This window comes from Streptomyces sp. NPDC004327, assembly GCF_042873935.1.
In the GTDB taxonomy this organism is placed as follows: Bacteria; Actinomycetota; Actinomycetes; order Streptomycetales; family Streptomycetaceae; genus Streptomyces.
In genome coordinates this window covers 441097-463449 of sequence record NZ_JBIAME010000005.1, presented here as the reverse complement: position 1 = coordinate 463449, position 22353 = coordinate 441097, and the positions used below count along the sequence as shown (strand labels likewise).

General features: G+C 73.9%; 20 protein-coding genes. 3 read left to right on the top strand and 17 right to left on the bottom strand.

The genetic code is table 11. The features are described 5' to 3' along the window. Positions 1-32: 32 nt before the first annotated feature. The 10 genes from ACFYU9_RS19810 to ACFYU9_RS19765 form a co-directional block, all read right to left on the bottom strand. Positions 33-1142, bottom strand: a complete 1110-nt coding sequence (locus ACFYU9_RS19810) for an aliphatic sulfonate ABC transporter substrate-binding protein (RefSeq protein ID WP_389207527.1) — start codon at positions 1140-1142, stop codon at positions 33-35. A 222-nt stretch (positions 1143-1364) separates the two neighbouring features. Then, positions 1365-2723, bottom strand: coding sequence for a sulfate adenylyltransferase subunit 1 (locus ACFYU9_RS19805; protein ID WP_389345537.1), 1359 nt, complete (start codon positions 2721-2723; stop codon positions 1365-1367). Next, on the bottom strand, positions 2723-3658 hold the full coding sequence (gene cysD / locus ACFYU9_RS19800; RefSeq protein ID WP_389207523.1) for a sulfate adenylyltransferase subunit CysD: 936 nt from the start codon (positions 3656-3658) through the stop codon (positions 2723-2725). The genes ACFYU9_RS19805 and cysD overlap by 1 nt, the downstream gene beginning before the upstream one ends. A 91-nt stretch (positions 3659-3749) precedes the next feature. Next, positions 3750-4316, bottom strand: a complete 567-nt coding sequence (cysC, locus tag ACFYU9_RS19795; protein WP_389345536.1) for an adenylyl-sulfate kinase — start codon at positions 4314-4316, stop codon at positions 3750-3752. Then, a complete protein-coding gene (locus ACFYU9_RS19790) occupies positions 4313-5029 on the bottom strand; it encodes a phosphoadenylyl-sulfate reductase (RefSeq protein ID WP_389207519.1) in 717 nt (238 codons plus the stop codon). Before ACFYU9_RS19790 ends, cysC begins: the two co-directional genes overlap by 4 nt. After that, on the bottom strand, positions 5026-5205 hold the full coding sequence (locus ACFYU9_RS19785; protein WP_389345535.1) for a hypothetical protein: 180 nt from the start codon (positions 5203-5205) through the stop codon (positions 5026-5028). Before ACFYU9_RS19785 ends, ACFYU9_RS19790 begins: the two co-directional genes overlap by 4 nt. Beyond that, entirely contained in the window at positions 5202-6899 is a 1698-nt protein-coding gene (locus tag ACFYU9_RS19780; RefSeq protein ID WP_389207515.1) for a nitrite/sulfite reductase, read from the bottom strand. Before ACFYU9_RS19780 ends, ACFYU9_RS19785 begins: the two co-directional genes overlap by 4 nt. A gap of 126 nt (positions 6900-7025) precedes the next feature. Then, positions 7026-7109 carry a putative leader peptide gene (locus ACFYU9_RS19775; RefSeq protein ID WP_389208060.1) on the bottom strand — a complete coding sequence of 28 codons (84 nt, stop codon included), beginning with the start codon at positions 7107-7109 and terminating at the stop codon, positions 7026-7028. A 145-nt stretch (positions 7110-7254) separates the two neighbouring features. Further along, entirely contained in the window at positions 7255-7848 is a 594-nt protein-coding gene (locus tag ACFYU9_RS19770; protein ID WP_389207513.1) for a GNAT family N-acetyltransferase, read from the bottom strand. Between the two features lie 204 nt (positions 7849-8052). Next, the gene (locus ACFYU9_RS19765) at positions 8053-8862 is read right to left on the bottom strand and encodes a helix-turn-helix domain-containing protein (protein WP_389207511.1); all 810 of its coding nucleotides are present in this window, start codon (positions 8860-8862) and stop codon (positions 8053-8055) included. Positions 8863-8997: 135 nt separating this feature from the next. Between ACFYU9_RS19765 and ACFYU9_RS19760 the strand changes: the two genes are divergently transcribed. Further along, positions 8998-9420, top strand: a complete 423-nt coding sequence (locus ACFYU9_RS19760) for a hypothetical protein (RefSeq protein ID WP_389207509.1) — start codon at positions 8998-9000, stop codon at positions 9418-9420. A 224-nt stretch (positions 9421-9644) separates the two neighbouring features. On the opposite strand, the gene ACFYU9_RS19755 is transcribed toward ACFYU9_RS19760, so the two are convergent. Together ACFYU9_RS19755 and ACFYU9_RS19750 are read right to left on the bottom strand one after the other, a co-directional pair. Further along, entirely contained in the window at positions 9645-10955 is a 1311-nt protein-coding gene (locus ACFYU9_RS19755) for a GAF domain-containing protein (protein ID WP_389208058.1), read from the bottom strand. 364 nt (positions 10956-11319) lie between these two features. After that, positions 11320-12969 carry an acyl-CoA dehydrogenase family protein gene (locus ACFYU9_RS19750; protein WP_389345534.1) on the bottom strand — a complete coding sequence of 550 codons (1650 nt, stop codon included), beginning with the start codon at positions 12967-12969 and terminating at the stop codon, positions 11320-11322. A gap of 17 nt (positions 12970-12986) precedes the next feature. Between ACFYU9_RS19750 and ACFYU9_RS19745 the strand changes: the two genes are divergently transcribed. Then, the gene (locus ACFYU9_RS19745; RefSeq protein ID WP_389345533.1) at positions 12987-14156 is read left to right on the top strand and encodes a YihY/virulence factor BrkB family protein; all 1170 of its coding nucleotides are present in this window, start codon (positions 12987-12989) and stop codon (positions 14154-14156) included. On the opposite strand, the gene ACFYU9_RS19740 is transcribed toward ACFYU9_RS19745, so the two are convergent. From ACFYU9_RS19740 to ACFYU9_RS19725, 4 genes are read right to left on the bottom strand one after another with little or no spacing between them, the layout of a single operon-like run. Further along, positions 14153-17713: an SAV_2336 N-terminal domain-related protein gene (locus ACFYU9_RS19740; protein WP_389345532.1), complete on the bottom strand. Its 3561-nt coding sequence runs from the start codon at positions 17711-17713 to the stop codon at positions 14153-14155. The two genes, ACFYU9_RS19745 and ACFYU9_RS19740, sit on opposite strands and share 4 nt — an antisense overlap. Further along, a complete protein-coding gene (locus ACFYU9_RS19735) occupies positions 17703-18725 on the bottom strand; it encodes an AAA family ATPase (RefSeq protein WP_389345531.1) in 1023 nt (340 codons plus the stop codon). Before ACFYU9_RS19735 ends, ACFYU9_RS19740 begins: the two co-directional genes overlap by 11 nt. Before the next feature lie 19 nt (positions 18726-18744). After that, the gene (locus tag ACFYU9_RS19730) at positions 18745-20655 is read right to left on the bottom strand and encodes a trypsin-like peptidase domain-containing protein (RefSeq protein WP_389345530.1); all 1911 of its coding nucleotides are present in this window, start codon (positions 20653-20655) and stop codon (positions 18745-18747) included. Then, positions 20652-21095 carry a CU044_2847 family protein gene (locus ACFYU9_RS19725; RefSeq protein WP_389345529.1) on the bottom strand — a complete coding sequence of 148 codons (444 nt, stop codon included), beginning with the start codon at positions 21093-21095 and terminating at the stop codon, positions 20652-20654. Before ACFYU9_RS19725 ends, ACFYU9_RS19730 begins: the two co-directional genes overlap by 4 nt. 136 nt (positions 21096-21231) lie before the next feature. Here ACFYU9_RS19725 and ACFYU9_RS19720 point away from each other — a divergent pair, with 136 nt between their 5' ends. Further along, on the top strand, positions 21232-21987 hold the full coding sequence (locus ACFYU9_RS19720) for a helix-turn-helix domain-containing protein (protein WP_389345528.1): 756 nt from the start codon (positions 21232-21234) through the stop codon (positions 21985-21987). On the opposite strand, the gene ACFYU9_RS19715 is transcribed toward ACFYU9_RS19720, so the two are convergent. Then, entirely contained in the window at positions 21912-22334 is a 423-nt protein-coding gene (locus tag ACFYU9_RS19715) for a VOC family protein (protein ID WP_389345527.1), read from the bottom strand. The two genes, ACFYU9_RS19720 and ACFYU9_RS19715, sit on opposite strands and share 76 nt — an antisense overlap. Between the last annotated feature and the right edge of the window lie 19 nt (positions 22335-22353).

Below are 22353 nucleotides of genomic sequence, written 5' to 3'. Positions count from 1 at the left end.
CCTGGGAGACCTGAACTCGGGCTGCGCTCTGGTTACTTCACGCCGAGACCGGCGTCGGAGACCTCGGGCTGCCCCGCGGCCTTGAGGACCTTGTTGAGCGGCTTCAGGTCGTAGATGCCGTTCAGGTCGGGCTGCTTGAGGAGACCGGCCTTGACGGCGTGGTCGGCCTGCGCCTGGAGCGTGGCGGCCAGCGGGTCGTTGGTGAACTGGATCGACGGCCAGGCGCCGTTGATCACCTTGTCACCGAGCGCCTTGCCGGACAGCGCCTTCAGCTTGGCGTTGGCGGAGGCCTTCGCCTTGTCCTGGTTGGCGTTGATCCACTCGTTCGTCTTCACCGAGCCGCGCAGGACCGCCTCGACGACGTCCGGGTGCTCCTTGAGGAACTTCTGCGACACGATGATGTCGGTGATGACGAACTTCTTGTCCGGCCACAGGTCGGACTCGTCGAGCAGCACCTTCGCGCCCTCGGCGACCAGCTTCGACGCGGTCGGCTCCGGCACCCAGGCGCCGTCGATGTCACCGGACTTGTAGGCGTCCGGCGTCACCTTGTTGTCGGTGCGGACGACCGAGACGTCGCCCTTGCCGCTCTGGGAGTCGACCTTCCAGCCCTTCTCCGCGACCCAGTTGAGGAAGGCCACGTCCTGCGTGTTGCCGAGCTGCGGGGTGGCGATCCGCTTGCCCTTGACGTCGTCCAGGGTCTTGATCTTCGCGGGGTTCACGACGAGCTTCACGCCGCCGGAGGCCGCGCCGCCGATGATGCGGAGGTTGGTGCCCTTGGACTTGGTGTAGCCGTTGATGGACGGCGAGGGGCCGATGAAGCCGATGTCGATCGAGCCGGCGTTGAGCGCCTCGATCTCCGACGGGCCCGCGTTGAAGGTCGACACCTTCAGCTGCGTGCCGCCCAGTTCCTTCTGGAAGATGCCCTCGTTGTCGCCGACCAGGGCCGTGGCGTGCGTGAGGTTGGGGAAGTACCCGAGCCGTACGGCGTCGGCCGAGAGCTTCGCGCCCTCGGCGGCCACCTTCTTCTCGTCGTTCTTCGCCGCGGAGCCGTAGCTGCAGGACGCGAGCGCCCCGATGAGCAGGGGCAGTGCGGCTGCGGCGGCCAGGCCGCGGCGCAGGGTGGTACGGGTGGTGGCAGGCACGGGAGGGTTCCCCTCGATCAGTGTCAGTGAAGTCTGCGTTTACGCCGTTCGCGGTCGAACGGGTGGAGCGGGTGGAGCGGGTGGAGCGTTATCGCGCCGCCGCAGCGGCGCGGCGAGGTCAGCACGCACATCGCGCGACGCCTCCCCGGCCCGCGCCGAGGGCACCGGAGCCCACTCGGCCGCCCTCCTTGGCGAAGGTGGCCCAGAAGTCCTGACTGATCATCAGAAGTCCCAGCCTTCCTCGTCGTCGACCGTCGTCGTCTCGACGGCCTTGGCGGTGGCGAAGGACTCGCCGGCCATGCCGGCGGCGAGTGTGGTGCCGTCGGCGGGGTCGATCAGCAGGAACGAGCCGGTGCGGCGGGAGTCCGCGTACGAGTCCAGCGCGAGCGGTTCGGCGGTGCGTACCTTGACGCGGCCGATGTCGTTGGCGACGAGCTGCTCGGGGTTGGGGTGCTGGGAGAGGTCGTCCAGGGTGAGCCGGGAGGGGATCTCCTTGACGATCGCCTTGACCGTGCGGGTGGTGTGCTTGAGCAGCACCCGCTGGCCGACCGTCAGCGGGGTGTCGGCCACGTGGCAGACCGTCGCCTCGACGTCCTGGCTCGTCGCCGGGGCGTCCTCGGCGGGCGTGAGCAGGTCGCCGCGCGAGATGTCGATGTCGTCGGCGAGCCGGATGGTGACCGACTGCGGCGCCCACGCGATGTCCACGGGCTCGCCGAGCGCGTCGATCCCGGTGATCGTCGACGTCCTGCCGGACGGCAGTACGGTGATCTCCTCGCCGACCCGGAACGCGCCGGCGGCGATCTGGCCCGCGTAGCCCCGGTAGTCCGGGTGCTCGGCGGTCTGCGGACGGATCACGTACTGCACCGGGAAGCGCGCGTGGCAGGCCGTCAGGTCATGGCTGACCGGGACCGTCTCCAGGTGCTCCAGGACCGTCGGACCGCCGTACCAGTCCATGTGGGCGGACGGCTCCACGACGTTGTCGCCGGCCAGCGCGGAGATCGGGATCGCGGTGATCTCCGGGACGCCGAGCTCGGAGGCGTAGGTGGTGAACTCCTGGGCGATGGCGGCGAAGACGGATTCCTGGTAGGCGACCAGGTCCATCTTGTTGACGGCGAGGACGACGTGCGGGACGCGCAGGAGGGCGGCGACGGCGGCGTGGCGGCGGGTCTGCTCGACGACGCCGTTGCGGGCGTCGACGAGGACGACGGCGAGTTCGGCCGTGGAGGCGCCGGTGACCATGTTGCGCGTGTACTGCACGTGTCCCGGCGTGTCGGCGAGGATGAAGCGGCGGCGCGGGGTGGCGAAGTAGCGGTAGGCCACGTCGATGGTGATGCCCTGCTCGCGTTCGGCGCGCAGGCCGTCGGTGAGCAGCGCGAGGTCGGGCGCGTCCTGGCCGCGGGAGCGGGAGGCGTGCTCGACGGCTTCGAGCTGGTCGGCGAGGACCGACTTGGAGTCGTGCAGGAGACGGCCCACCAGGGTGGACTTGCCGTCGTCGACGGAACCGGCGGTCGCGAAACGCAGCAGCGTGGTCGCCGCGAGCTCCGCGTTGCCGGCGGTCGGCTGGTCGGTGGTCGTGCTCATTAGAAGTACCCCTCGCGCTTGCGGTCTTCCATCGCGGCCTCGGACAGCTTGTCGTCCGCCCGGGTGGCGCCCCGCTCGGTGAGCCGGGACGCGGCGATCTCGGTGATCACGGCCTCCAGCGTGGTGGCGTCGGAGTCCACCGCGCCGGTGCAGGACATGTCGCCGACCGTGCGGTAGCGGATCAGCCGCGTCTCCACGGTCTCGGAGTCCTTCGGGCCGCCCCAGTCGCCGGCCGTCAGCCACATGCCGTTGCGCTGGAACACCTCGCGCTCGTGCGCGAAGTAGATCTCCGGAAGCGCGATCTTCTCCCGCTGGATGTACTGCCACACGTCCAGCTCGGTCCAGTTGGACAGCGGGAACACCCGGACGTGCTCACCGGGAGCGTGCCGGCCGTTGTACAGCTGCCACAGCTCCGGCCGCTGGCGGCGCGGGTCCCACTGGGAGAACTCGTCGCGGAGGCTGAACACCCGCTCCTTGGCGCGGGCCTTCTCCTCGTCGCGCCGGCCGCCGCCGAACACGGCGTCGAAGCGGTGCTGCTGGATCGCCTCGGTCAGCGGGACCGTCTGCAGCGGGTTGCGGGTGCCGTCCGGGCGCTCCTTGAGCGCGCCGCGGTCGATGTACTCCTGCACCGACGCCACGTACAGCCGCAGCCCGTGCTCGGCGACCACGCGGTCGCGGTACTCGATGACCTCGGGGAAGTTGTGCCCGGTGTCGACGTGCATCAGCGTGAACGGGATCGCCGCGGGGGCGAACGCCTTCAGCGCCAGGTGCAGCATGACGATGGAGTCCTTGCCACCGGAGAACAGGATCACCGGCCGCTCGAACTCGCCCGCCACCTCACGGAAGATGTGGACGGCCTCGGACTCCAGCGAGTCGAGGTGCGACAGCGCGAACGGGCTGTCGGTCTCCTCGTGGAGATGGGCGACGGTGGTCATGCTGTGCCCCTTTCGTGAGCTTCTCCGCCCGCGCGGCGCGCAACCGCGGCGATCGTCGTGGTCCGCGGCCCGTCGGCCGCGCGTGCGTCGCTCACAGCAGACCCCGCTCGGTGAGCAGCGCGTGCAGCTGCGCCGCCGACTCCTGCACGGTCTGGGTGTGGGACTCGATCCGCAGGTCGGGCGTCTCGGGTGCCTCGTACGGGTCGTCGACACCGGTGAGACCGCTGATCTCGCCCGCCGCCTGCTTGGCGTACAGGCCCTTGACGTCACGCACCGAGCACACCTCCACCGGCGTGGCGACGTGCACCTCGACGTAGGCGGTGCCCTCGGCGGCGTGCCGCTTGCGGACCGCCTCGCGGCTGTCGGCGTACGGCGCGATGACGGGCACGAGCACCGTCACGCCGTGGGAGGCGAGGAGCTCGGCCACGAAACCGATCCGCTGCACGTTGGTGTGCCGGTCCTCGCGGGTGAAGCCGAGGCCCGGCGAGAGGAACTCACGGATCTCGTCACCGTCGAGCACCTCGACGCGGTGGCCCTCGCCCCGCAGCCGGCCGGCCAGCTCGTACGCGATGGTGGTCTTGCCGGCGCTCGGCAGACCGGTGAGCCAGATGGTGGCACCCGTCACGTCGTTCTCCTGGGTTTCCTGAGTGTCCGTCATCCGTGCAGCCCGCATTCGGTCTTGGCGCGCCCGGCCCAGCGGCCGGCCCGCGCGTCCTCGCCCTCGGCGACCCGGCGGGTGCAGGGGGCGCAGCCGACGGAGGCGTAACCGTCCATCAGGAGCGGGTTGGTGAGGACGCCGTGCTCCGTGACGTACGCGTCGACGTCGTCCTGGGTCCAGCGGGCGATGGGGGAGATCTTCACCTTCCGCCGCTTCTCGTCCCAGCCGACGACCGGGGTGTTCGCCCGGGTCGGGGACTCGTCGCGGCGCAGTCCGGTGGCCCACGCGGCGTAGCCGGTCAGGCCCTCCTCCAGCGGCTTGACCTTGCGCAGCGCGCAGCACAGGTCGGGGTCGCGGTCGTGCAGCCGCGGCCCGTACTCGGCGTCCTGCTCCTCGACCGACTGGCGCGGCGTGATCGTGATGACGTTGACGTCCATGACGGCGTCGACGGCGTCCCGGGTGCCGATGGTCTCGGGGAAGTGGTAGCCGGTGTCGAGGAAGACGACGTCCACGCCCGGCATGGCGCGCGAGGCGAGGTGCGCGACGACCGCGTCCTCCATGGAGGAGGTGACGCAGAAGCGCTTGCCGAAGGTGGCGGCCGCCCACTGGAGGATCTCCAGGGCGGAGGCGTCCTCCAGCTCGCGGCCGGCCTGCTCGGCGAGTGCCTTCAGGTCGGCCGCGGTCAGCTCCTCGGCGGACTGATCGACCGTCATATCTCGTTCCTTCCAGGGGTGTCGGCCGGAAGTCCGGGGGCGAGCAGCCCCAGGAACTTCAGCTGGAAGGCTCGGCTGCACGCGGCGCATTCCCAGGCGCCATGGCCCTGCTCGCCGGGACGCAGGTCCTCGTCCCCGCAGTAGGGGCAGTAGAAGGGGGCGGCTCGCTCGCTCACGACAGCGCCTCCTCGGAGGCACGCGCCGCCCAGGTGGCGAAGCGCTCGCCGTCCGTGCGCTCCGACTGGTAGCGCGTGAGGACTCGCTCGACGTAGTCGGGCAGCTCGGCCGCGGTCACCTTCAGGCCGCGGACCTTGCGGCCGAAGCCGGCCTCCAGGCCGAGCGCGCCGCCCAGGTGGACCTGGTAGCCCTCGACCCGGTTGCCGTCGTCGTCCAGGACCAGCTGGCCCTTGAGACCGATGTCCGCGACCTGGATACGGGCGCAGGCGTTCGGGCAGCCGTTGATGTTGATGGTGAGCGGCTCGTCGAACTCCGGGAGACGGCGCTCCAGTTCGTCGATGAGCGAGGAGCCGCGGCCCTTGGTCTCGACGATCGCGAGCTTGCAGAACTCGATGCCGGTGCAGGCCATCGTGCCGCGCCGGAAGGGCGACGGGGTGACCCGCAGGTCCAGCGCCTCCAGGGCGGAGACGATCGACTCGACCCGCGCCTCCTCGACGTCCAGGACCAGCATCTTCTGCTCGGCGGTGGTGCGGACCCGGCCCGAGCCGTGCGCCTCCGCGATCTCGGCGATCTTGGTGAGCGTGGCGCCGTCGACCCGGCCGACGCGCGGCGCGAAGCCCACGTAGAAGCGGCCGTCCCGCTGCTTGTGGACGCCCACGTGGTCGCGCCACTGTCCGATCGGCTGCTCGGGGGCGGGCCCGTCGGTCAGCTCGCGCTTGAGGTACTCGTCCTGAAGGATCTGACGGAACTTCTCCGGGCCCCAGTCGGCGACGAGGAACTTCAGCCGGGCGCGGTTGCGCAGCCGGCGGTAGCCGTAGTCGCGGAAGATCGAGATGACGCCCTCGTAGACGTCCGGCACCTCGTCGAGCGAGACCCAGGCGCCGAGCCGGACGCCGAGCTTGGGGTTGGTGGACAGGCCGCCGCCCACCCAGACGTCGAAGCCGGGACCGTGCTCGGGGTGGTTCACGCCGACGAAGGCGATGTCGTTGATCTCGTGCGCCACGTCGAGCAGCGGCGAGCCGGAGATCGCGGACTTGAACTTGCGGGGCAGGTTGGAGAAGTCCTTGTTGCCGACGATCCGGCGGTAGATCTCCTCGATGGCGGGCGTGCCGTCGATGATCTCGTCCTCGGCGATGCCGGCGACCGGCGAGCCGAGGATGACGCGCGGGGTGTCGCCGCACGCCTCGGTGGTCGACAGGCCGACCGCCTCCAGGCGGTTCCAGATCTCCGGGACGTCCTCGATCCGGATCCAGTGGAACTGGACGTTCTGCCGGTCGGTGATGTCGGCGGTGCCGCGCGCGAACTCCTGGGAGATCTCGCCGATCACCCGCAGCTGTTCGGTGGTCAGCCGGCCGCCGTCGATGCGGACCCGCAGCATGAAGAACTCCGCGTCCAGCTCCTCCGGCTCCAGGACACCGGTCTTGGTGCCGTCCAGGCCCTCGCGGCGCTGGGTGTAGAGACCCCACCAGCGCATGCGACCGCGCAGGTCGTTGGGGTCGATGGAGTCGAAACCGCGCTTGGAGTAGATCGTCTCAATACGTGTCCGCACATTGAGACCGTCGTCATCCTTCTTGAACTGCTCATTGCCGTTCAGCGGGGTGAAGTGCCCCGCGGCCCACTGCCCCTCGCCACGGTGGCGCCCGGTCTTGCGACGGGCGGCGGCGGGAGTGGGGTTTTCCGGGGTGGCGGCCATGGCGATATGTCCTTCGGGACGGCGAGAGGGCGGCTCTGACCTGCACACTCGCGCGTGGGTCGGAGGGTGGCGCGGCGGTGCGCGGCGAAACAGGACGTCAGGAAGAGTGCGGCGGTGCTGGTTTTCTCAGCGCGCCGAACAGATGGCGCTGGACATGCGGCCGAGGTCGACGTGCCGCCGACTCACCAAGGCAGTTCCAGTTCCAGACATGACGGAAGCGTGTCACGGGACTTTGGACCCAGTCCAGCTTCGTCCATGATATGGACAGGTATGTCTCGCTTGATGAGATGCTGTGGCCTGGGTCACGCAAAAGGGGCCCAGTTCAGGGCCCCTTTCATGGATGTCTGGCGATGCCTCAGGCGTGGGCGCCCGGCCACGGGCCCGGCGTCTCGACCACCGGCGCCTCCTCCACCGTGGTGTCGAAGAGCCGGAAGCCGCGCCGCTCGTAGTTCGCCATCGCGTGCTCCCCGTCGAGCGAGCAGGTGTGCAGCCACACGCGCTTGGTCGGCGTCCGCTCCGGCCAGCGCTCGGCCAGGTCCCAGGCGCGCTCCACCCCGTAGGAGAGGAGGTGCCCGCCGATGCCGCGGCCCCGGAATCCGGGGATCAGGCCGAAGTAGACGATCTCCACCACGCCGTCGTCCTGCGGGTCCAGCTCCACGTACCCGGCCGGCGTGCCGTTCTCGTACGCCACCCAGATCTCGGCACCCGGCTTCTCGACGATCTCCTGCCACTGCGCGTAGGTGAGGGAGAGCCGGTCGGTCCACTTGATGTCGCCGCCGACCGCCGTATAGAGGAAGCGGCTGAACTCCGCCGACGGCGTCCCGGCGCGCACGACCTTCAGGTCCCGGCCCTCGGGGGCGGGGGCCGGGCGGAGGTCGGACGGCGAGGTCTGTTCGAGGGACCAGGTGGTGAGGGTGATGCTCTGGGGCGAGGTATCGGGCGTGCTCATGGGCTTATCGCATCATGCGGAGCGCCGGATTCCCAGGGGCTTCCTGCCCTGCGGGACCGGAATCACGACCGGGACGCCGCCCCGGAGCGAGGGACGGAGGTGCCGCACGGGGTTCCGTGCGGGGTCACCACGGGGTTTTGCACGGGGCCGCGCACGGGGTCCCGAGCTGGGGCGCCGCACGGGGCCTCGGGCCAGGTCGCCCCGTCAGCGACGGGCGGCCGCGGCCTCGGCGAGCAGTTCCGCGGTACGGGCGTCCGCCGGAAGGAAGGCCTCCAGCTTCAGCTCGGCCACGGTGACGTCGGCCGCCGTGCCGAACCGGGTCAGCGTGGTGAGCAGCCGCAGCTCCTCGTCGCCCGCGGGCGTGCGCAGCCGCAGCGGGACCGCGAAGCCGACGTAGTCGGGGCCCGGGTCGCGGGGGCGCTCCGGGACGAGCGCGGTGAGCCCGGCGATCCGCTCCGTGAGCCGGTTGTCCGGATTACGGACAGCCTCGTTCCGCATCGAGTCCAGGATGTGCCAGGCCCACTCCTCCAGGTTCACGATCCGGGGCGCGAGCCCGCGCGGGTGCAGGAGCAGCCGGGCCACGTCCACCGGGGCCCGCAGCAGCTCCGGATCGGCCGTCGCGGTGAGCGCGGCGAAGGCGGCGTTGCCCGCCACCAGGTCCGCGTACCGGTCGACGATCACCGCCGGATACGGCTCGTGCGCCTCCATCACGCGGATCAGCGCCGTGCGCACCGGCGCGAGCGCCGGATCGTCGAGCCGGGACTCGCGGTACGCGGGGGCGTAGCCGGAGGCGAGGAGCAGGGCGTTCCGCTCGCGCAGCGGAAGCTCGAGCGACTCCGCGAGCCGCACCACCATCGCCCTCCCCGGCACCGACCGGCCGCTCTCGATGAAGCTCACATGCCGCTGCGTGGTCCCGGCCCGCGAGGCCAGCTCCAGCTGGCTCATCCGGCGCCGGCTCCGCCAGGCGCGAAGGGAAGGCCCCACGCCGCTTCTCGGTCTCGTCTCGGTGGTCACGGCCCCGTGTCTACCGGAGCGGAGGGCGTGCGGACCATTCCCCGGCGGGAATTGCCGGGACGCACGCCTGCCCGGAATCTGGACGCACACCGACCGGATCGCCGGACACAGACCGCCGAACGAGGAGCGTCCCCCATGTCGTACCCCGACCCGCAGACCGTCGCCGACCGCTACGCCGCCGTCTGGAACGAGTCCGACCCCGAGGCGCGCCGCCGCGCCGTCCGCGAGCTGTGGCACGAGGACGGCGTCCACGTCCTCCAGCCGCCGCAGGAGCTGCGCGAGGCCGCCCGCGCGATCGGCTTCGCCGAGCCCGAGCTGCGCGCCCGCGGCCACGCCGAGCTGGACGCCCGGGTGAACCGCGCGTACGAGGAGTTCGTCGCGTCCGGAACCATGACCTTCCGCGCCGTGCGGGACGCCGAGCGCCTCGGGAACGTGATCAAGTTCCGCTGGGAGGCGGTGCTCGGCGAGACGGGGGAGGCGGGCGGCGGCGGTCTCGAGTTCGTCGTCCTGGCCGAGGACGGCCGGATCGTCGAGGACTACCAGTTCATCGAGAGCTGAGCCGGGCCGCCAGGCCCGGGCGGCCCGGGCGCTCAGGTCCGGGCGGTGCGGCCCGGGCGGGCCGGTCTGGTCCGGCCGTCCAGCATGTGGACGGCCGGGGCGTGCGGCGCGGCGACCACGTACGTGGAGAGAACCCGCTCAGCCGGTCACCGCGGCGCAGTCCTGAGCCCCGGGGAGCCGCTCAGCCGGTCACCGCGGCGCAGTCCTGAGCCCCGGGGAGCCGCTCAGCCGGTCACCGCGGTCATCGCGGCCCGGGCCGCCACCACCGCCGGGGCCGTCGACTGCGGCAGCAGGTCCGACGGATGGGCCGGGCGGCGCAGGTCGACCTCGACCTCCTCGCTGAAGCGGTACGGCCGGTGGGCGAGGACGCCGGCCAGGTTGCGGCGGACGCGCGACATCTCGGCCCGTACCGTCACCGTCCTCGTCCGGTCGCCGAAGACGTCCTCGGCGAGCTCGGCCGCCGTCCGGCCCTCCGGGTGCAGGGCGAGCAGGTAGAGGAGTTCGGCGTGCCGGGGGCTGAGCTCCTGCGACCAGCTGCCGGCCGCGCCCGACACCGCGACGGTCCAGCGGCGCGGCCGGCTGAGGTCGAGGACGACCCGGCTCGCCGCGCCGGCGGCGGGGCCGTCCGCCGGGGGCACGTCCTCGGCCCTGAGCAGCCAGCCGCCGGGCAGCGGTTCCACCGCGCACATGCCGAGCGACGGCAGCCACACCCGCCCGGCCTTGACGGACTTGGGCAGCGCGAGCCGGTCCACCGGCGCCATGCCGGTCACCGCCGCCGTCCAGCCGTGCGGGTCCACGGCGATGGCGCGCCCGCCCACCCGGCACAGGATCGGCGCGGCGACCGAGCGCAGCCGCTCGATCGACCGCAGGTGCCGCTGCCGCATCTCCGCCTCGGCGAGCTGGGCGACGGAGGCGACGAGCGCGAGCGTCGTCGGGTGGAAGCTGGACGCCGGGCCGCTGACGTCGACGATCCCGAGCAGCCGCTGGTCGCGCGGGTCGTGGACGGGCGCGGCGGCGCAGGTCCAGTTGTGCAGCTGCTGGACGTAGTGCTCGGCGGAGTGGACCTGGACGGCCCGGCCCATCGCGAGGGCCGTGCCCACCGCGTTGGTCCCGGTGTCGCTCTCGCTCCAGGCGGCGCCCTCCTCCAGACAGATGCCGTGGGCCTGCCGCATCACCGACAGATTGCCCTCCCGCCACAGCACCCGGCCGTGCTCGTCGGTCACGACCATCATCTGCATCGAGGCGTCGGCGATCCGCGCGAGCCCGGCGCTGAGGGTCCGCATCACCTCGCCCAGCACCGTCGAGCGGCGCCGCTCCTCCAGCTCGTCGCGGCGCAGCAGCACGCTGCTGGTGCCCTGGTCGGGCTTGAGGCCGAGCCGGAACATCCGCTGCCAGGAGGCGTCGATGACCGGCCGGGGCGCGACCGGCGGGGTCCGGCCGGCCAGCGTCTCCTCACGGACCCTGTGCAGCAGCCGGGTCGCCTGGGCGGCGTCCATCGAGGCCAGCCGGCTCAGGTCGAGTTCGGTGTTGTTCATCGGTCCCTCCCAGCCACCCGCGGTGCGGTAGTCGGTGCTCGGTCGCATGCGTCGTGCGGTGTCGCGATGCTGCTGCTGTATCGGTTCTGCAGGGTGCGTGCCGCGGTACCGGCGTGCGTCCAGGCGCCCATCGTGCCGCTCCGCGGGGCGGCGCGCCGGGTGCTTCCGGTAATCCTGCAACCCCTTGCAACTCTGGCAACCCCCGCCCCCGTGCACGAGGGTGGAGCCGAAGCGGAGGGTGGTGCCGTGTCGGCGCAGCACCACCCCCCGCTTCTCCGCGCGTGCCGACCCCCGCAGGTCCACCCCTGGCACGCGCGGCACCAGCACCTCGCTCACCCGCCCGGGCGACGCTTCGCACAGAAGTTCAGGCCAGCGGCCGGGCCCGTTCCACCACCGCACCGAGATCGAGCGTGTGCGGCAGCGTCCCGAACGACGCCCCCCAGTCCCCGCCGAGCCGCGACGCGCAGAACGCGTCCGCCACCTCCGCCGGCGCCCACCGCACGAGCAGCGCGCCCTGCAGCACCCGGGCCATCCGTTCCACGAGCCGGCGCGCCCGCGCCTCGATCCCGTCCAGATCGGCCAGTTCGGCCAGCAGGTCCCGGATCGCCCGGTCGAGCCGGTGGTCCGCGCCCCGTGCCCGCCCCACCTCCATGAGGAACGCGTCGAACGCGCCCGGCTCCCGCTGCAACGCCCGCAGCACGTCCAGCGCCTGCACGTTCCCGGCGCCCTCCCAGACCGAGTTCAGCGGCGACTCGCGCAGCAGCCTCGGCAGCCCGGACTCCTCCACGTACCCGTTGCCGCCCAGGCACTCCAGGGCCTCCGCCACCACCGGCGTGCACCGCTTCGTCACCCAGTACTTCGCCACCGGCACCGCGATCCGCAGCAGCGCCCGCTCCTGCTCCGCGCCGGTGCCCGCGCCGTCGTACGCCGCCGCGAGCCGCATCCCGAGCACCGTCGCCGCCTCCGACTCCAGCGCCAGATCGGCGAGCACGTTGCGCATCAGCGGCTTGTCGACGAGCAGTCCGCCGAAGGCCGCGCGGTGCGAGGCGTGGTGCACGGCCTGCGCGACCGCCTGCCGCATCAGCGCCGCCGAGCCGAGCACGCAGTCGAGCCGGGTCGCCGCCACCATCCCGAGGATCGTGCGCAGCCCGCGCCCCTCCTCGCCGACGAGGCGCGCCCACGTCGACCCGTCGAACTCCACCTCGGCGGAGGCGTTCGAGCGGTTGCCCAGCTTGTCCTTCAGCCGCTGGACGGCGAACGCGTTGCGCGTGCCGTCCGGCAGCACCCGCGGCAGCAGGAAGCAGCTCAGCCCCCCGGGAGCCTGCGCGAGCACCAGGAACCCGTCCGACATCGGCGCCGAGCAGAACCACTTGTGGCCCGTCAGGACGTACTCACCGGCGGCCGCCAGCGGCTCCGCCCGGGTCGTGTTCGCCCGGACGTCGCTGCCGCCCTGCTTCTCCGTCATGCCCATCCCGAGCAGCACGCCCGCCTTCTCCAGCGGCGGCCGCAGCTCCTGCTCGTACACCCGGGACGCGAGCAGCGGCTCCCAGGCAGCCGCGAGCTCCGGGTCCGTGCGCAGCGCCGGCACCGCCGCGTGCGACATCGACAGCGGACAGCCGTGCCCCGCCTCCACCTGCGTGGCGAGCACGAACGCCGCCGCCCGCCGCACATGGCCGCCCGGCCGGTCCCAGGCCCCGCCGCCGAGCCCGGCCGCCACCCCGCGGCCGAGCAGCCGGTGCCAGGCCGGATGGAACTCGACCTCGTCGATCCGGTGGCCGTACCGGTCGTGCGTCCGCAGTCGCGGCGGATGCTCGTTCGCGAGCCGCCCCCACTCCTGCGCCTGCGCCGAACCCGCCGACACCCCGAGGGCCGTCAGCTCCTCCACGGCCTCCGCCGACACCTCCGGTGCCAGATGCCGCTCCACGGCCTCGACGAGTGCCCGGTCGCTCGCGTACACGTCGTACCCCACCAGCGGAGGTGCCTGGTTGGTCACGGTGTGGGTCCTTGCTGCCATGCCGATACGGTAAGGAGGTGCAGGCAGCAAACGAAACACCCGACCGTGGCGACCGGGGCGAGGAACCGGACCGGGCCGAGGAACCGGACCGGGCCGAGCGGCGCCGCTGGCGCAGGCTCCACCGTGCCCGCGTCCTCTACCGCAACGTCTCGAAGCGGAAGATGGCCTGGCTGCTCCTCAAGGACACGGTCAACTCGTGCATGGAGTACCGCATCCTCGGCCTCGCCGCCGAAGCCGCCTTCTTCACCCTGCTGTCACTGCCCCCGCTGCTGCTCGGCCTGATCGCCATGCTCGGCTACGCCGACGAGTGGACCAACACCGACACCGTCGTCAGCATCCAGCAGAACATCCTGCACGCCGCCGGCACCGTCCTGTCCGGCAAGGGCGTCAACGAGATCGCCCGCCCGCTGCTGGAGGACGTCACCAGGGCCAAGCGGCCCGAGATCATCTCCCTCGGCTTCGCCATCGCCATCTGGTCCGGCTCCCGCGCGGTCAACGTCTTCATCGACACCATCACCGTCATGTACGGCCTCGACGGCCACCGCGGCATCGTCAAGACCCGGCTGCTCTCCCTGCTGCTCTACATCGTGGCCCTGCTCATCGGCGCGGTCGTGCTGCCGCTCGCCGTCGTCGGGCCCGACCGGCTCGTGCACATCCTGCCCTGGGGCACCGAGGTCGTCTCGGTGCTCTACTGGCCGACCGTCATCCTGCTGTCCGTCGTCTTCCTGACGACGCTGTACCACGTGTCCGTGCCGGTCCGCTCTCCGTGGATCGAGGACATCCCCGGCGCCTTCGTCGCCCTCGGCATGTGGGTCCTCGGCAGCTTCCTGCTGCGCATCTACCTGATCAGCCAGGTCGAGGGCCCCACCATCTACGGCTCCCTCGCCGCGCCCATCGCCGTCCTCCTGTGGATCGGCATCTCCGCCTTCGCCGTCCTCGTCGGCGCCGCCGTCAACGCCGCCATCGACCGCGTCTGGCCCTCCGTCGCGACCGCCGCCGCCCGCGAGGCCGGCGAACGCGCCCGCGCCGCCCGTGCCGCCGACCTCGTCGCCCGGCAGCGCGCGGAGGAGGACGACGTGGACGAGGACGACCCCGACATGCCGTCCGAGTTCCCGGAACGCTGGTCGAAGTTCCTGCCGCCGGACGACGTGAAGTCACGGCTGCACGCGAACCGGGAGAAGGACTAGAGCCCGGGATCCTCCCCCGGAGCGAGTTCCCGCCGCTCGTGGCGGAAGACCACCACGAGCTGCCAGCCCTCCGCCGTCGCCGTGACCGTGGTGAACCGGGCCTTCAGGGCCGGCGGCAGCTTCGTCCGCAGCCGGTGCGAGACCAGGACCGTCACGATCAGCAGCGCGCCCGCGGTCTCGGCGTCCGTCGGCTCGCGGCCGGCGCGCGCGAGGGAGACCCCGGCCTCCTCGGTGCCGTCGTGGACGACGACATCGACCCGTACCGGCGGATACGAGCCGCCCGGCAGCTCCGCCGCCAACCGTTCCGGCAGCTTCTCCACCGCCCACTCCACCAGACGCGGCGCCTCGGGCCCGTGGCCGAGCGGGGTCCGGATCGAGCCGTCCGAGCGCGGCACGACCAGCCCGAAGTACGGCCGGTCGCGCGTGTCGTTGACCAGCGAGTACAAGGTGCCGAGCAGGGTCGAGGGCTCGGTCCTGGTGCCGGCGCGCCGGCGGACGAGGAGCACTCCCGGCGCGTCCGGCGGCGCGTCGTCGAGCTCGGCCAGCCGCCCGGCCAGCTCGTCGCGCCAGTCGCGCAGCCTGTCGCGCTCGGCCTGGGCCCACGCCCCCGGCACCCCGTCGAGCGGCTCCCCGTACCAGAGGGCCAGGGCCGAGCCGAGGGCCGCGCGCGCCGCGTTCCGGTCGCCGCGCCGCAGCGCCGCGTCGGCCTGCCCGACGAGCGCCTCCGCGGCGAGCAGGTCGAGCGAGGCCGGATTCACCGGCAGCCGGTAGGAGCCGTACGAGAGTTCCACGGGGTGCCCCTGGGTGCGCAGCCGCAGCGCGTACGTCCCGGGACGCACGTCCGGGGTCTCCCGTACGGCCTCGGCGGCCTCGTCCTCCGTGACCGGCAGTCCGCGCGCCGCGAGCAGCCGGCACAGGAAGGCGTTCCGCTCGTACGCGCGCTCCGACACGTCCTCGCCCGCGACCGTCGCCTGCGGCGGCCCGAGCAGGCGGTACGCGACGCTGTCGGAGCCGAGCCCGCGCCCGGGCCTGCGGCGGAGGTCGGAGAGCGCCCAGGCCCCCTGCTCGCGCTCCGCCGGATCCTTGGACAGCAGCAGGCGCACGGCCGTGTCGAGGGCCGGAGGGACCTCCGGGCGCAGCCGGCTCGGGAGCGGCGGGACGGTCTCGGCGTGGTGCCGGAGCACGGTGGCGAGGTCCGCGTCGGTGAACGGCGGGGCGCCGGTCAGCATCTCGTACACGATGCAGCCGAGCGAGTAGAGATCGGCGGCCGGGCCGGGCTTCTCGCGCTGTCGTTCCGGCGCGAGATAGCGCGCGGTGCCCCGTCGGGGCAGGACGCCCGGGACCGGCGACAGCGGGAAGGAGCCCGCGCGGTCCGGGTCGGTTCCGGCGCCGGGCCCGGTGTCGCCGTACGGCCACCACAGCCGGTGGTCGCGCAGCCGCGGATACCCGTCGACGCCGAGGATCTTCGACGGCGTCAGGTCGCCGTGCCCGTCGCGGCGCAGCTCGCGCGCCATCAGCCCGGTGCGCACGAGGTCGCCGATCCGGACCGCCTCCTCGACCGGCAGGGCGCCGGCGGCGTCGAGGTACTCGCGCAGCGAACGGCCCTCGACCAGTTCGGTCACCACGCAGCAGCCCGTGGGCACCACCACGACGTCGAGCACCTGTACGAGGGAGGAGTCGGGTGTCATCTCGGGGTTCAGCGTGTGGGCGATGAGGTCCGCCGCCACCGCGTCCGTGTTCCGATGGCCCTCGGGCCGCTCGTCCGGCGGCGGGAAGAACAGGTACGACAGGGCGACCGGCCGGTCGAGATAGCGGTCGTGGCCGCGCCACACCCGGCTGCCGGCGCGCCCGAGCCGGGCGCCGATCTCGTACCGCTCGCCCAGATCGGGCGGCACGATCTCGTCGGGACCGGAGCCGGGAGGAGTCGCGGGCCCGCCCGCCGCCCGCTCCGGCCCCCGCAGCAGCCGTACGCTCTCCTCGCTCACCAGCGCGAACGGCCGCCCCGCCGCCCGCTCCCCGCGCTGTCCCGCCAGGCTCTCCACCAGCGCCCGGAACTCACCCGGCAGCGCACCCGCACGCGCCTCGATCTCCGCGCTGACCAGGGCGAGCAGCCGCGCCGTGCCCAGCAGGGCCGAGCGCGGCAGCGTGCCGAGCAGCACCTCGCGGACGCCGGGCCGGAAGTCGTACGCGCCGGGCGCCGCGCCCGGTTCGGCCCGGAGCATGCCGCTGAGGACGACCTCGGCGAGGTGCCGCGGCTCGGGGTGCTGCTCCACGGCCGCCTGGACGAGCCGCATCACGGGCAGGTGCGCCGAGCCGACCGCAAGGTGCGCGGCGAGCCGGAAGGCGTGCGGCGAGGCCACGGAACGGAAGCGCAGCACCAGCTCCTCCGGATCGGCCCCGGCGGGCACCAGGCCGTCGTCCTCCGGCGGGGGCCCGGCGCACGGCGTCACGAACGCCGCCGCGCCCGGCACTTCGGCACCGGCCGGCGAGGCGACGAGCGCGGCCCAGTGCCCGAGCCAGTCCTCGGAGGGTTCGAGCACGGGCACGGGCACACCCGCCGGGGCGGGGCCGCCGTCGTACGGGGTGAAGGCGAGGGCGGTGTTGGGCACCCCGGCGGCGGGGGAGGCGAGCATCCCGGGCTCGGCGGGCGCCGCCGTGTGCCGCCACAGCCGCTCGGGCAGCGGCTGGAGCAGCGCGACCGGCAGCTCGGCGCCGAGCGCGGCCAGGGTGGTCCGCCAGCACCGCCCGGCCTCGCCGTCCCGCCACTGCGGGCCCATCGCGTCGCTGACCACGAGCACGGCGGTCCGGCCGCGTTCCCGGTGCCGCGACGGCAGCCGGCCGTCCGGGCCGAGCCGCAGCACGTCGAGCGTGCGGAACGCGCCCGTCTGGGTGAGCGCCGCGTGCAGCTCGCGCACCAGCGGCCGCCACAGGGTCATCGTGGGACCGGCGTCGTACACGATCCGCAGATGGAGCCAGCGCTCCCGCCGGGGCCGCAGCACCGGCAGCCACAGCCGGCTCCCCGCACCGGCCCCCGGGCCCGGGCCGGGCGGGCCGAACGAGGCGATCCGGTCGGCGGTCGCCGCCTCGTCCAGCTCCCAGCCGCCGGTGGCCGGCACCGTGCGGCGCAGCGGACGCAGCGAGCGCTGCAGCGCCAGCGGCCCCGCCAGCATCGGCGGCGCCGGAGCCAGCAGGGACATGTGCCACGGGCCCGGTCCTGACCCGGCGCCCGGTGCGGGGACGGGTTCGGGCGCCGGCGTGCGCAGCGGCACCCGGGGCGGGGCGGGCGGTTCCGGCGCCGGTGACCCGGCCGGGGCGCGGTCACGGGACGGGCGCGGCTTCGGCGGCTTGTGCACGGCGGAGCGCGGCGCCGACCACACGACGCGCTTGCGCCGCGCCGGCCCCCGCCGCGGCTCGCCGCCTTCCATCTGCCGTGCCAGCCAGAGGAGTTCGGCGAGCTCCCGGCCGGTCGGCGGCTCGTCCCCGGCCGCGCCGAGCAGCGCGGCGAGCGCCCCGAGGGCGCCCGGCGCGCGGGACCGGTCCGCGCCCTCAGCCGCCATCGGCGTCCCAGGACTCCGTCGCCCGCCCCAGATACGGCATCAGCGCCTTCGCCAGCTCCTCGCGCGACTGCGCCTCCAGGCCCGAAGTGCGGGTCAGATAGACCGCGTTGAGCAGCTGGTCGGTGGCCAGCTCGCCCGCGCTGCCCCGGAGCAGGAAGGCCTCCAGGAGCGCGTGGTCACGCTGGTCCAGCTCGCCGAGGTGCGCCCGCACGATGTCCTCCAGCTGCTCGCGCAGCGGCCGGCGCAGTTCGAGGCGCACACAGCGGCGCAGGAACGCGGGCGGGAACTCCCGCTCGCCGTTGCTGGTGAGCACGACGAACGGAAAGGCCCGGCAGCGCACTTCGCCGCCGCGCACCGGCACCCGTGCCTCGGAGTCCGCGACCATCACCTCGGCCACCGGATGCGCGTGCGCCGCCCGCACCAGCTCCGGGATCTCGTACTGCCCCTCCTCCAGGACGTGCAGCAGGTCGTTGGGCAGGTCCAGGTCCGACTTGTCGATCTCGTCGATGAGCAGCACGCGCGGCCGCTCGTGCGGCAGCAGCGCGGTGCCGAGCGGGCCGAGCCGCAGATGGTCCTCGATGGGCGCCTCCCCGGCGCGCGGCGCACCGTCGGCGGCCCGGCCCGCCGCGTAGAGGCGGGACAGCGGGTCGTACCGGTACAGCCCGTCGGTGAGGGCGGTGCGGCTGGTGACGTTCCAGCGCAGCACCCGGCCGAGCCGCAACTCCCGTGCCACCGCGTACGGCAGGCTGGACTTCCCGCTGCCCGGCGGGCCCGTGACGAGCAGCGGGCGGCGCAGATACAGGGCCGCGTTCACCAGCTGCACGGTCTCCGGCGTCGGCTGGTACGTGCGGGCCCGGTGCACCCGGCCCGGCGCCCCGCCCTCGGCCTCCTCGGTCCGCGCCGGCGGCAGCGCCGGCCCGCCGTCGAACCGCCGCCACGGCGGCGGCGCGGGCAGGTGGTCGATGCCGTCGTGCGGCTCGCTCGATCCGGTGTAGACGGGCCAGAGGGACATGGACGGCTCTCCAGGGTGGTCAGTCGACGGGGGAGTGGCGCAGCGGGCGGACGTCCGGGAACCGGCGCGGGTCCTCCCACACCAGGGAGAGACCGGCCGCCGCCCAGTGCGGCTCGGGACCCTGGTGCACGAACGCCTCCTTGCGCAACTCGAAGATCACGTCCGGCAGTTCGGAAGGAGGCAGCCGGGAGATCCGCTCGGCCACCCGGTCCAGGAACCCCGCGCCCGCGCAGTCGCCGGTGCACGGCCCGCCCGGTGCGCAGCCGCTGCGCGGCCACAGCAGGATCGGCGCGGGCGCGTCCAGGGCCGCGCCGTGCAGCGCGCGCTCCCGCTGCGAGAGGGGCGGACGGGTGAAACCGACCGGGCCGCGCACGTTCTGGAGGAGGACCGACAGCTGCGCCGCCCGGTGCGGAGTGGCACAGGCGATCCGGTGCAGCGGCGAGCCGGGCTGGCGGTCCATCTCGTCCCACATCCGGCGCAGCTGGACCTGCTGCCGCCCCTTCGTCCGCCGGTCGTGGTCGAGCACCACGACCGGGGAGAGGCAGCCGAGCGGTGCCTCCTTGCCCGGCCTGCGGGTCCACTCGTCGACGTCCTTGTTGAGCCAGCCCCGGGGCAGCGCGAACGCCACCAGCGGCCGGCCGTCCCCGATGTCCTCGTAGGCCTCGTCGATCCGGTCGACCACCCAGCCCTTCAACTGGCGCTTGGTCAGCCGGCGTTCGCTCACCAGGATGCGGTCGCCGGCGCGGTACACGGAGACCTCCGCCAGCACCGTGCCGCCGTCGGCACCGCTGCGCCGCACCTCCACGAGGATCGGCGCCCAGGCCCTCGGCGCGCTGTCGGGCACGGCCTCGTGCCGGGGTTCGTCGTCGTACGGATACGCCGCCGGGGCGCGGCGGCGCGGCGGCGATGCGGCCGCGGATACGCCGCCGGTGCCGCCGGCGCACTCCCGGCCCGGGTGAGCCGGGGGCGGCCCGGGACGGTCGTGCGCGGGCGGCTCGGCGTGCCGCTCGCGGTGCTCCCGCGCCCACGCCCGGAAGGCGCGGCGCAGCTCGTCGTCGGGGAGCTGGTCGCCGATCCGCACCGCGAAGTCGGCCAGCGGGACCTGCCCGCGCACCGGCCGGCTCTCCGTGAGCAGGTACCACACGCCCGCCCAGAGCCCGGTGAGCGCCGCCGCCGGCGGGACCAGACCGAACCGGCCCGTCGCCGCGTGCAGCAGCCGCCCCACGGGGACGGCCTGCGGCCGGCACAGCTCGGCCAGCTCCACCAGCTCCCGCAGCCGGCGCTTCTCCTCGGCCGAACAGCCGGGCGTGGGCACGAGATCGGCCAGCGCGGGGACGTGCCGGGCGAGGACCTGGGCGGGGATGATCCGGGCGTTGCGGACGGCGGGATCGTACGCGGCGACCATGCCGACCACGGTCCCGTCCCCGGCCCGCATGGCCGCCGAGCCGCTGAAGCCGTAGGAGGGCTCCTGGCCGTGGTCCGCCCAGTACTCGGCCTGGTTCCACTCGTCGCGGATCCGCTGCCGGGCCGCCGTCACCCGTAACTCGGCCTGGGCGCCCTCCCGTTCGTACCCCTCGGGGAACCCGTACGCCACCAGCCGCACCGGCTCGCGGCACTCCCCGACGCCCTCCGGCTCGGCGAACACCACCGGCGGCACGGGCACCGGCCGGTCGAGCGCCAGCACGGCGACGTCACCCGTGTCGTTCGGCGCGCCGCCCCACGGACCGCGCGCCGCGACCCGCGCCGGCACCTCCCCGAGCCCCGGCGCCCCGGGGAACCAGACGGAGACCCACTCCCGGTCCGGCACCACATGCGCGCAGGTCAGCAGCCGGTCGGGAGCGACGAGAAACCCTGAGCCCAGCACCGCGGCGCCCTCGTGGCCGCCGCCCTCTTCGGCGACGCGCGCGTGCCAGGCCGGCGAGGTCGTCACCGCACGCCTGGCGCCGCGCCGTCACCCGCCTCGGAGGCGGGTGCGGAGGGCGGGGCCCCGGTGGGACCGGGTGTTGAGGTGTGGGCCTGCGGCGGCACCGAGACCGACGCCTCCGTGCGTCCGCGGTCCGGGGACCAGGTGAGCCGCACCACCAGATGGCCCTCGACCGCCGTCTTGGCGATCACCGCGCCCGCCTCGGCGGTCAGCTTCACACCGAACTCCAGCTCCACCCCGTCCGGCCGGAGCGCGCCCCCGCGGAAGACCGCGAGCGCCGACTCGGCGGCCGTACGGATCCCCGCCAGCGCCTCGTCGAGCGTCTGACCGGCCCTGACCAGCGAGTTCCCGCCCCGCGTCGTCACCGGCCGCGCGCCCGGCCGGATGCCGTCCGCCTCCACGAGCACCGCGCCGTCCCCGGTGCCGAACTCCATCAGTGTGCCCACCACAACCCCCGTGCCCTGCCCGGTCGGTCCGCCCACCCTGCTGTCCAGACCGCCATTCTGGCCCCACCGGCGCCGCCCTGTCAGCGAGTCGGCCGAGCCCGGCATGATCGACAGCACACCCCCTTAGGCTGGAGGGATGTACGCGGAACGCCCCTCGCGGCTCGCCGGCGCGTTCGTCTGGACCCGGGCCGTCGCCCGGGAGACCGCGGCCGTGCGCCCGGTGCTGCCGGACGGGTGCATGGACCTGATCTGGGCCGACGGCCGGCTGCTCGTCGCCGGTCCCGACACCCGCGCGTACGTGCCCCGAGACCCGGCCGCCGCATACGCGGGCGTGCGCTTCGCGCCCGGGGAGGCGCCGGGCGTGCTCGGGCTCGGGCCCGCGGCGAGCGAGCTGCGCGACCGGCGCGTGGACATGGCCGAGCTGTGGGGCGACCGGGCGGCGCGACGGCTCGCCGACGAGGTGACCGGCGCGGCCGACCGGGCCGCCGCCCTGGAGGAAGCGGTGCTGCGCCGGGCCGCCGCCGCGCCGGCGCCCGATCCGCGGCTGCGGGCGGTGGTGGCCCGGCTGCGCGCGGGCGGTTCGGTCGCGTCGGCGGCCGACGAGGCGGGCCTCGGCGCGCGGCAGCTGCACCGTCGCTCGCTCGCCGCGTTCGGCTACGGACCGAAGACGCTGGCCCGCGTCCTGCGCCTCCAGCGGGCGCTGGCCCTGGTGGCGGCCGGGCTGCCGTACGCGGAGGCGGCGCACCGTGCGGGCTGCGCCGACCAGGCCCATCTGGCCCGCGAGATGCGGGCCCTGACGGGCACGACCCTGACCGGCTACTTCGCGGGCTCCGGTGCCCGGTCCGCGTACAGCGACACCGCCGCGCCGTCCGGGTCGAGCACCACCGCGTAGCGCTGTCCCCAGACCGCGTCCCACGGCTTCAGGTGCCCGCGGTGACCGGCGGCCGTGAGCGTCTCGTACACCGCGTCGACCTCCTGCGCGTCCGCGCAGCGGAAGGCGAGCGCGACCCGGTCGCCGCCCGCGGGCCGGGACCACTCGGGGTCGTAGGAGCGGACGGTGTCCTCGGTGTCCCACAGCACGCGCAGGCCGCCGGGCAGCGCGAGCTCCACGTGCGGGGCGCCCTCGGCGCCGGCCGGTACGTCCAGGCCGAGCAGCCGGTAGAAGGCGAGGGAGGCGGCCATGTCGGCGGTGACCAGGCCGATGGCGTCGAGCTGGGGAACGGGTCGGTTCGTGTTCATGCCCGCACGCTAGAAGGCC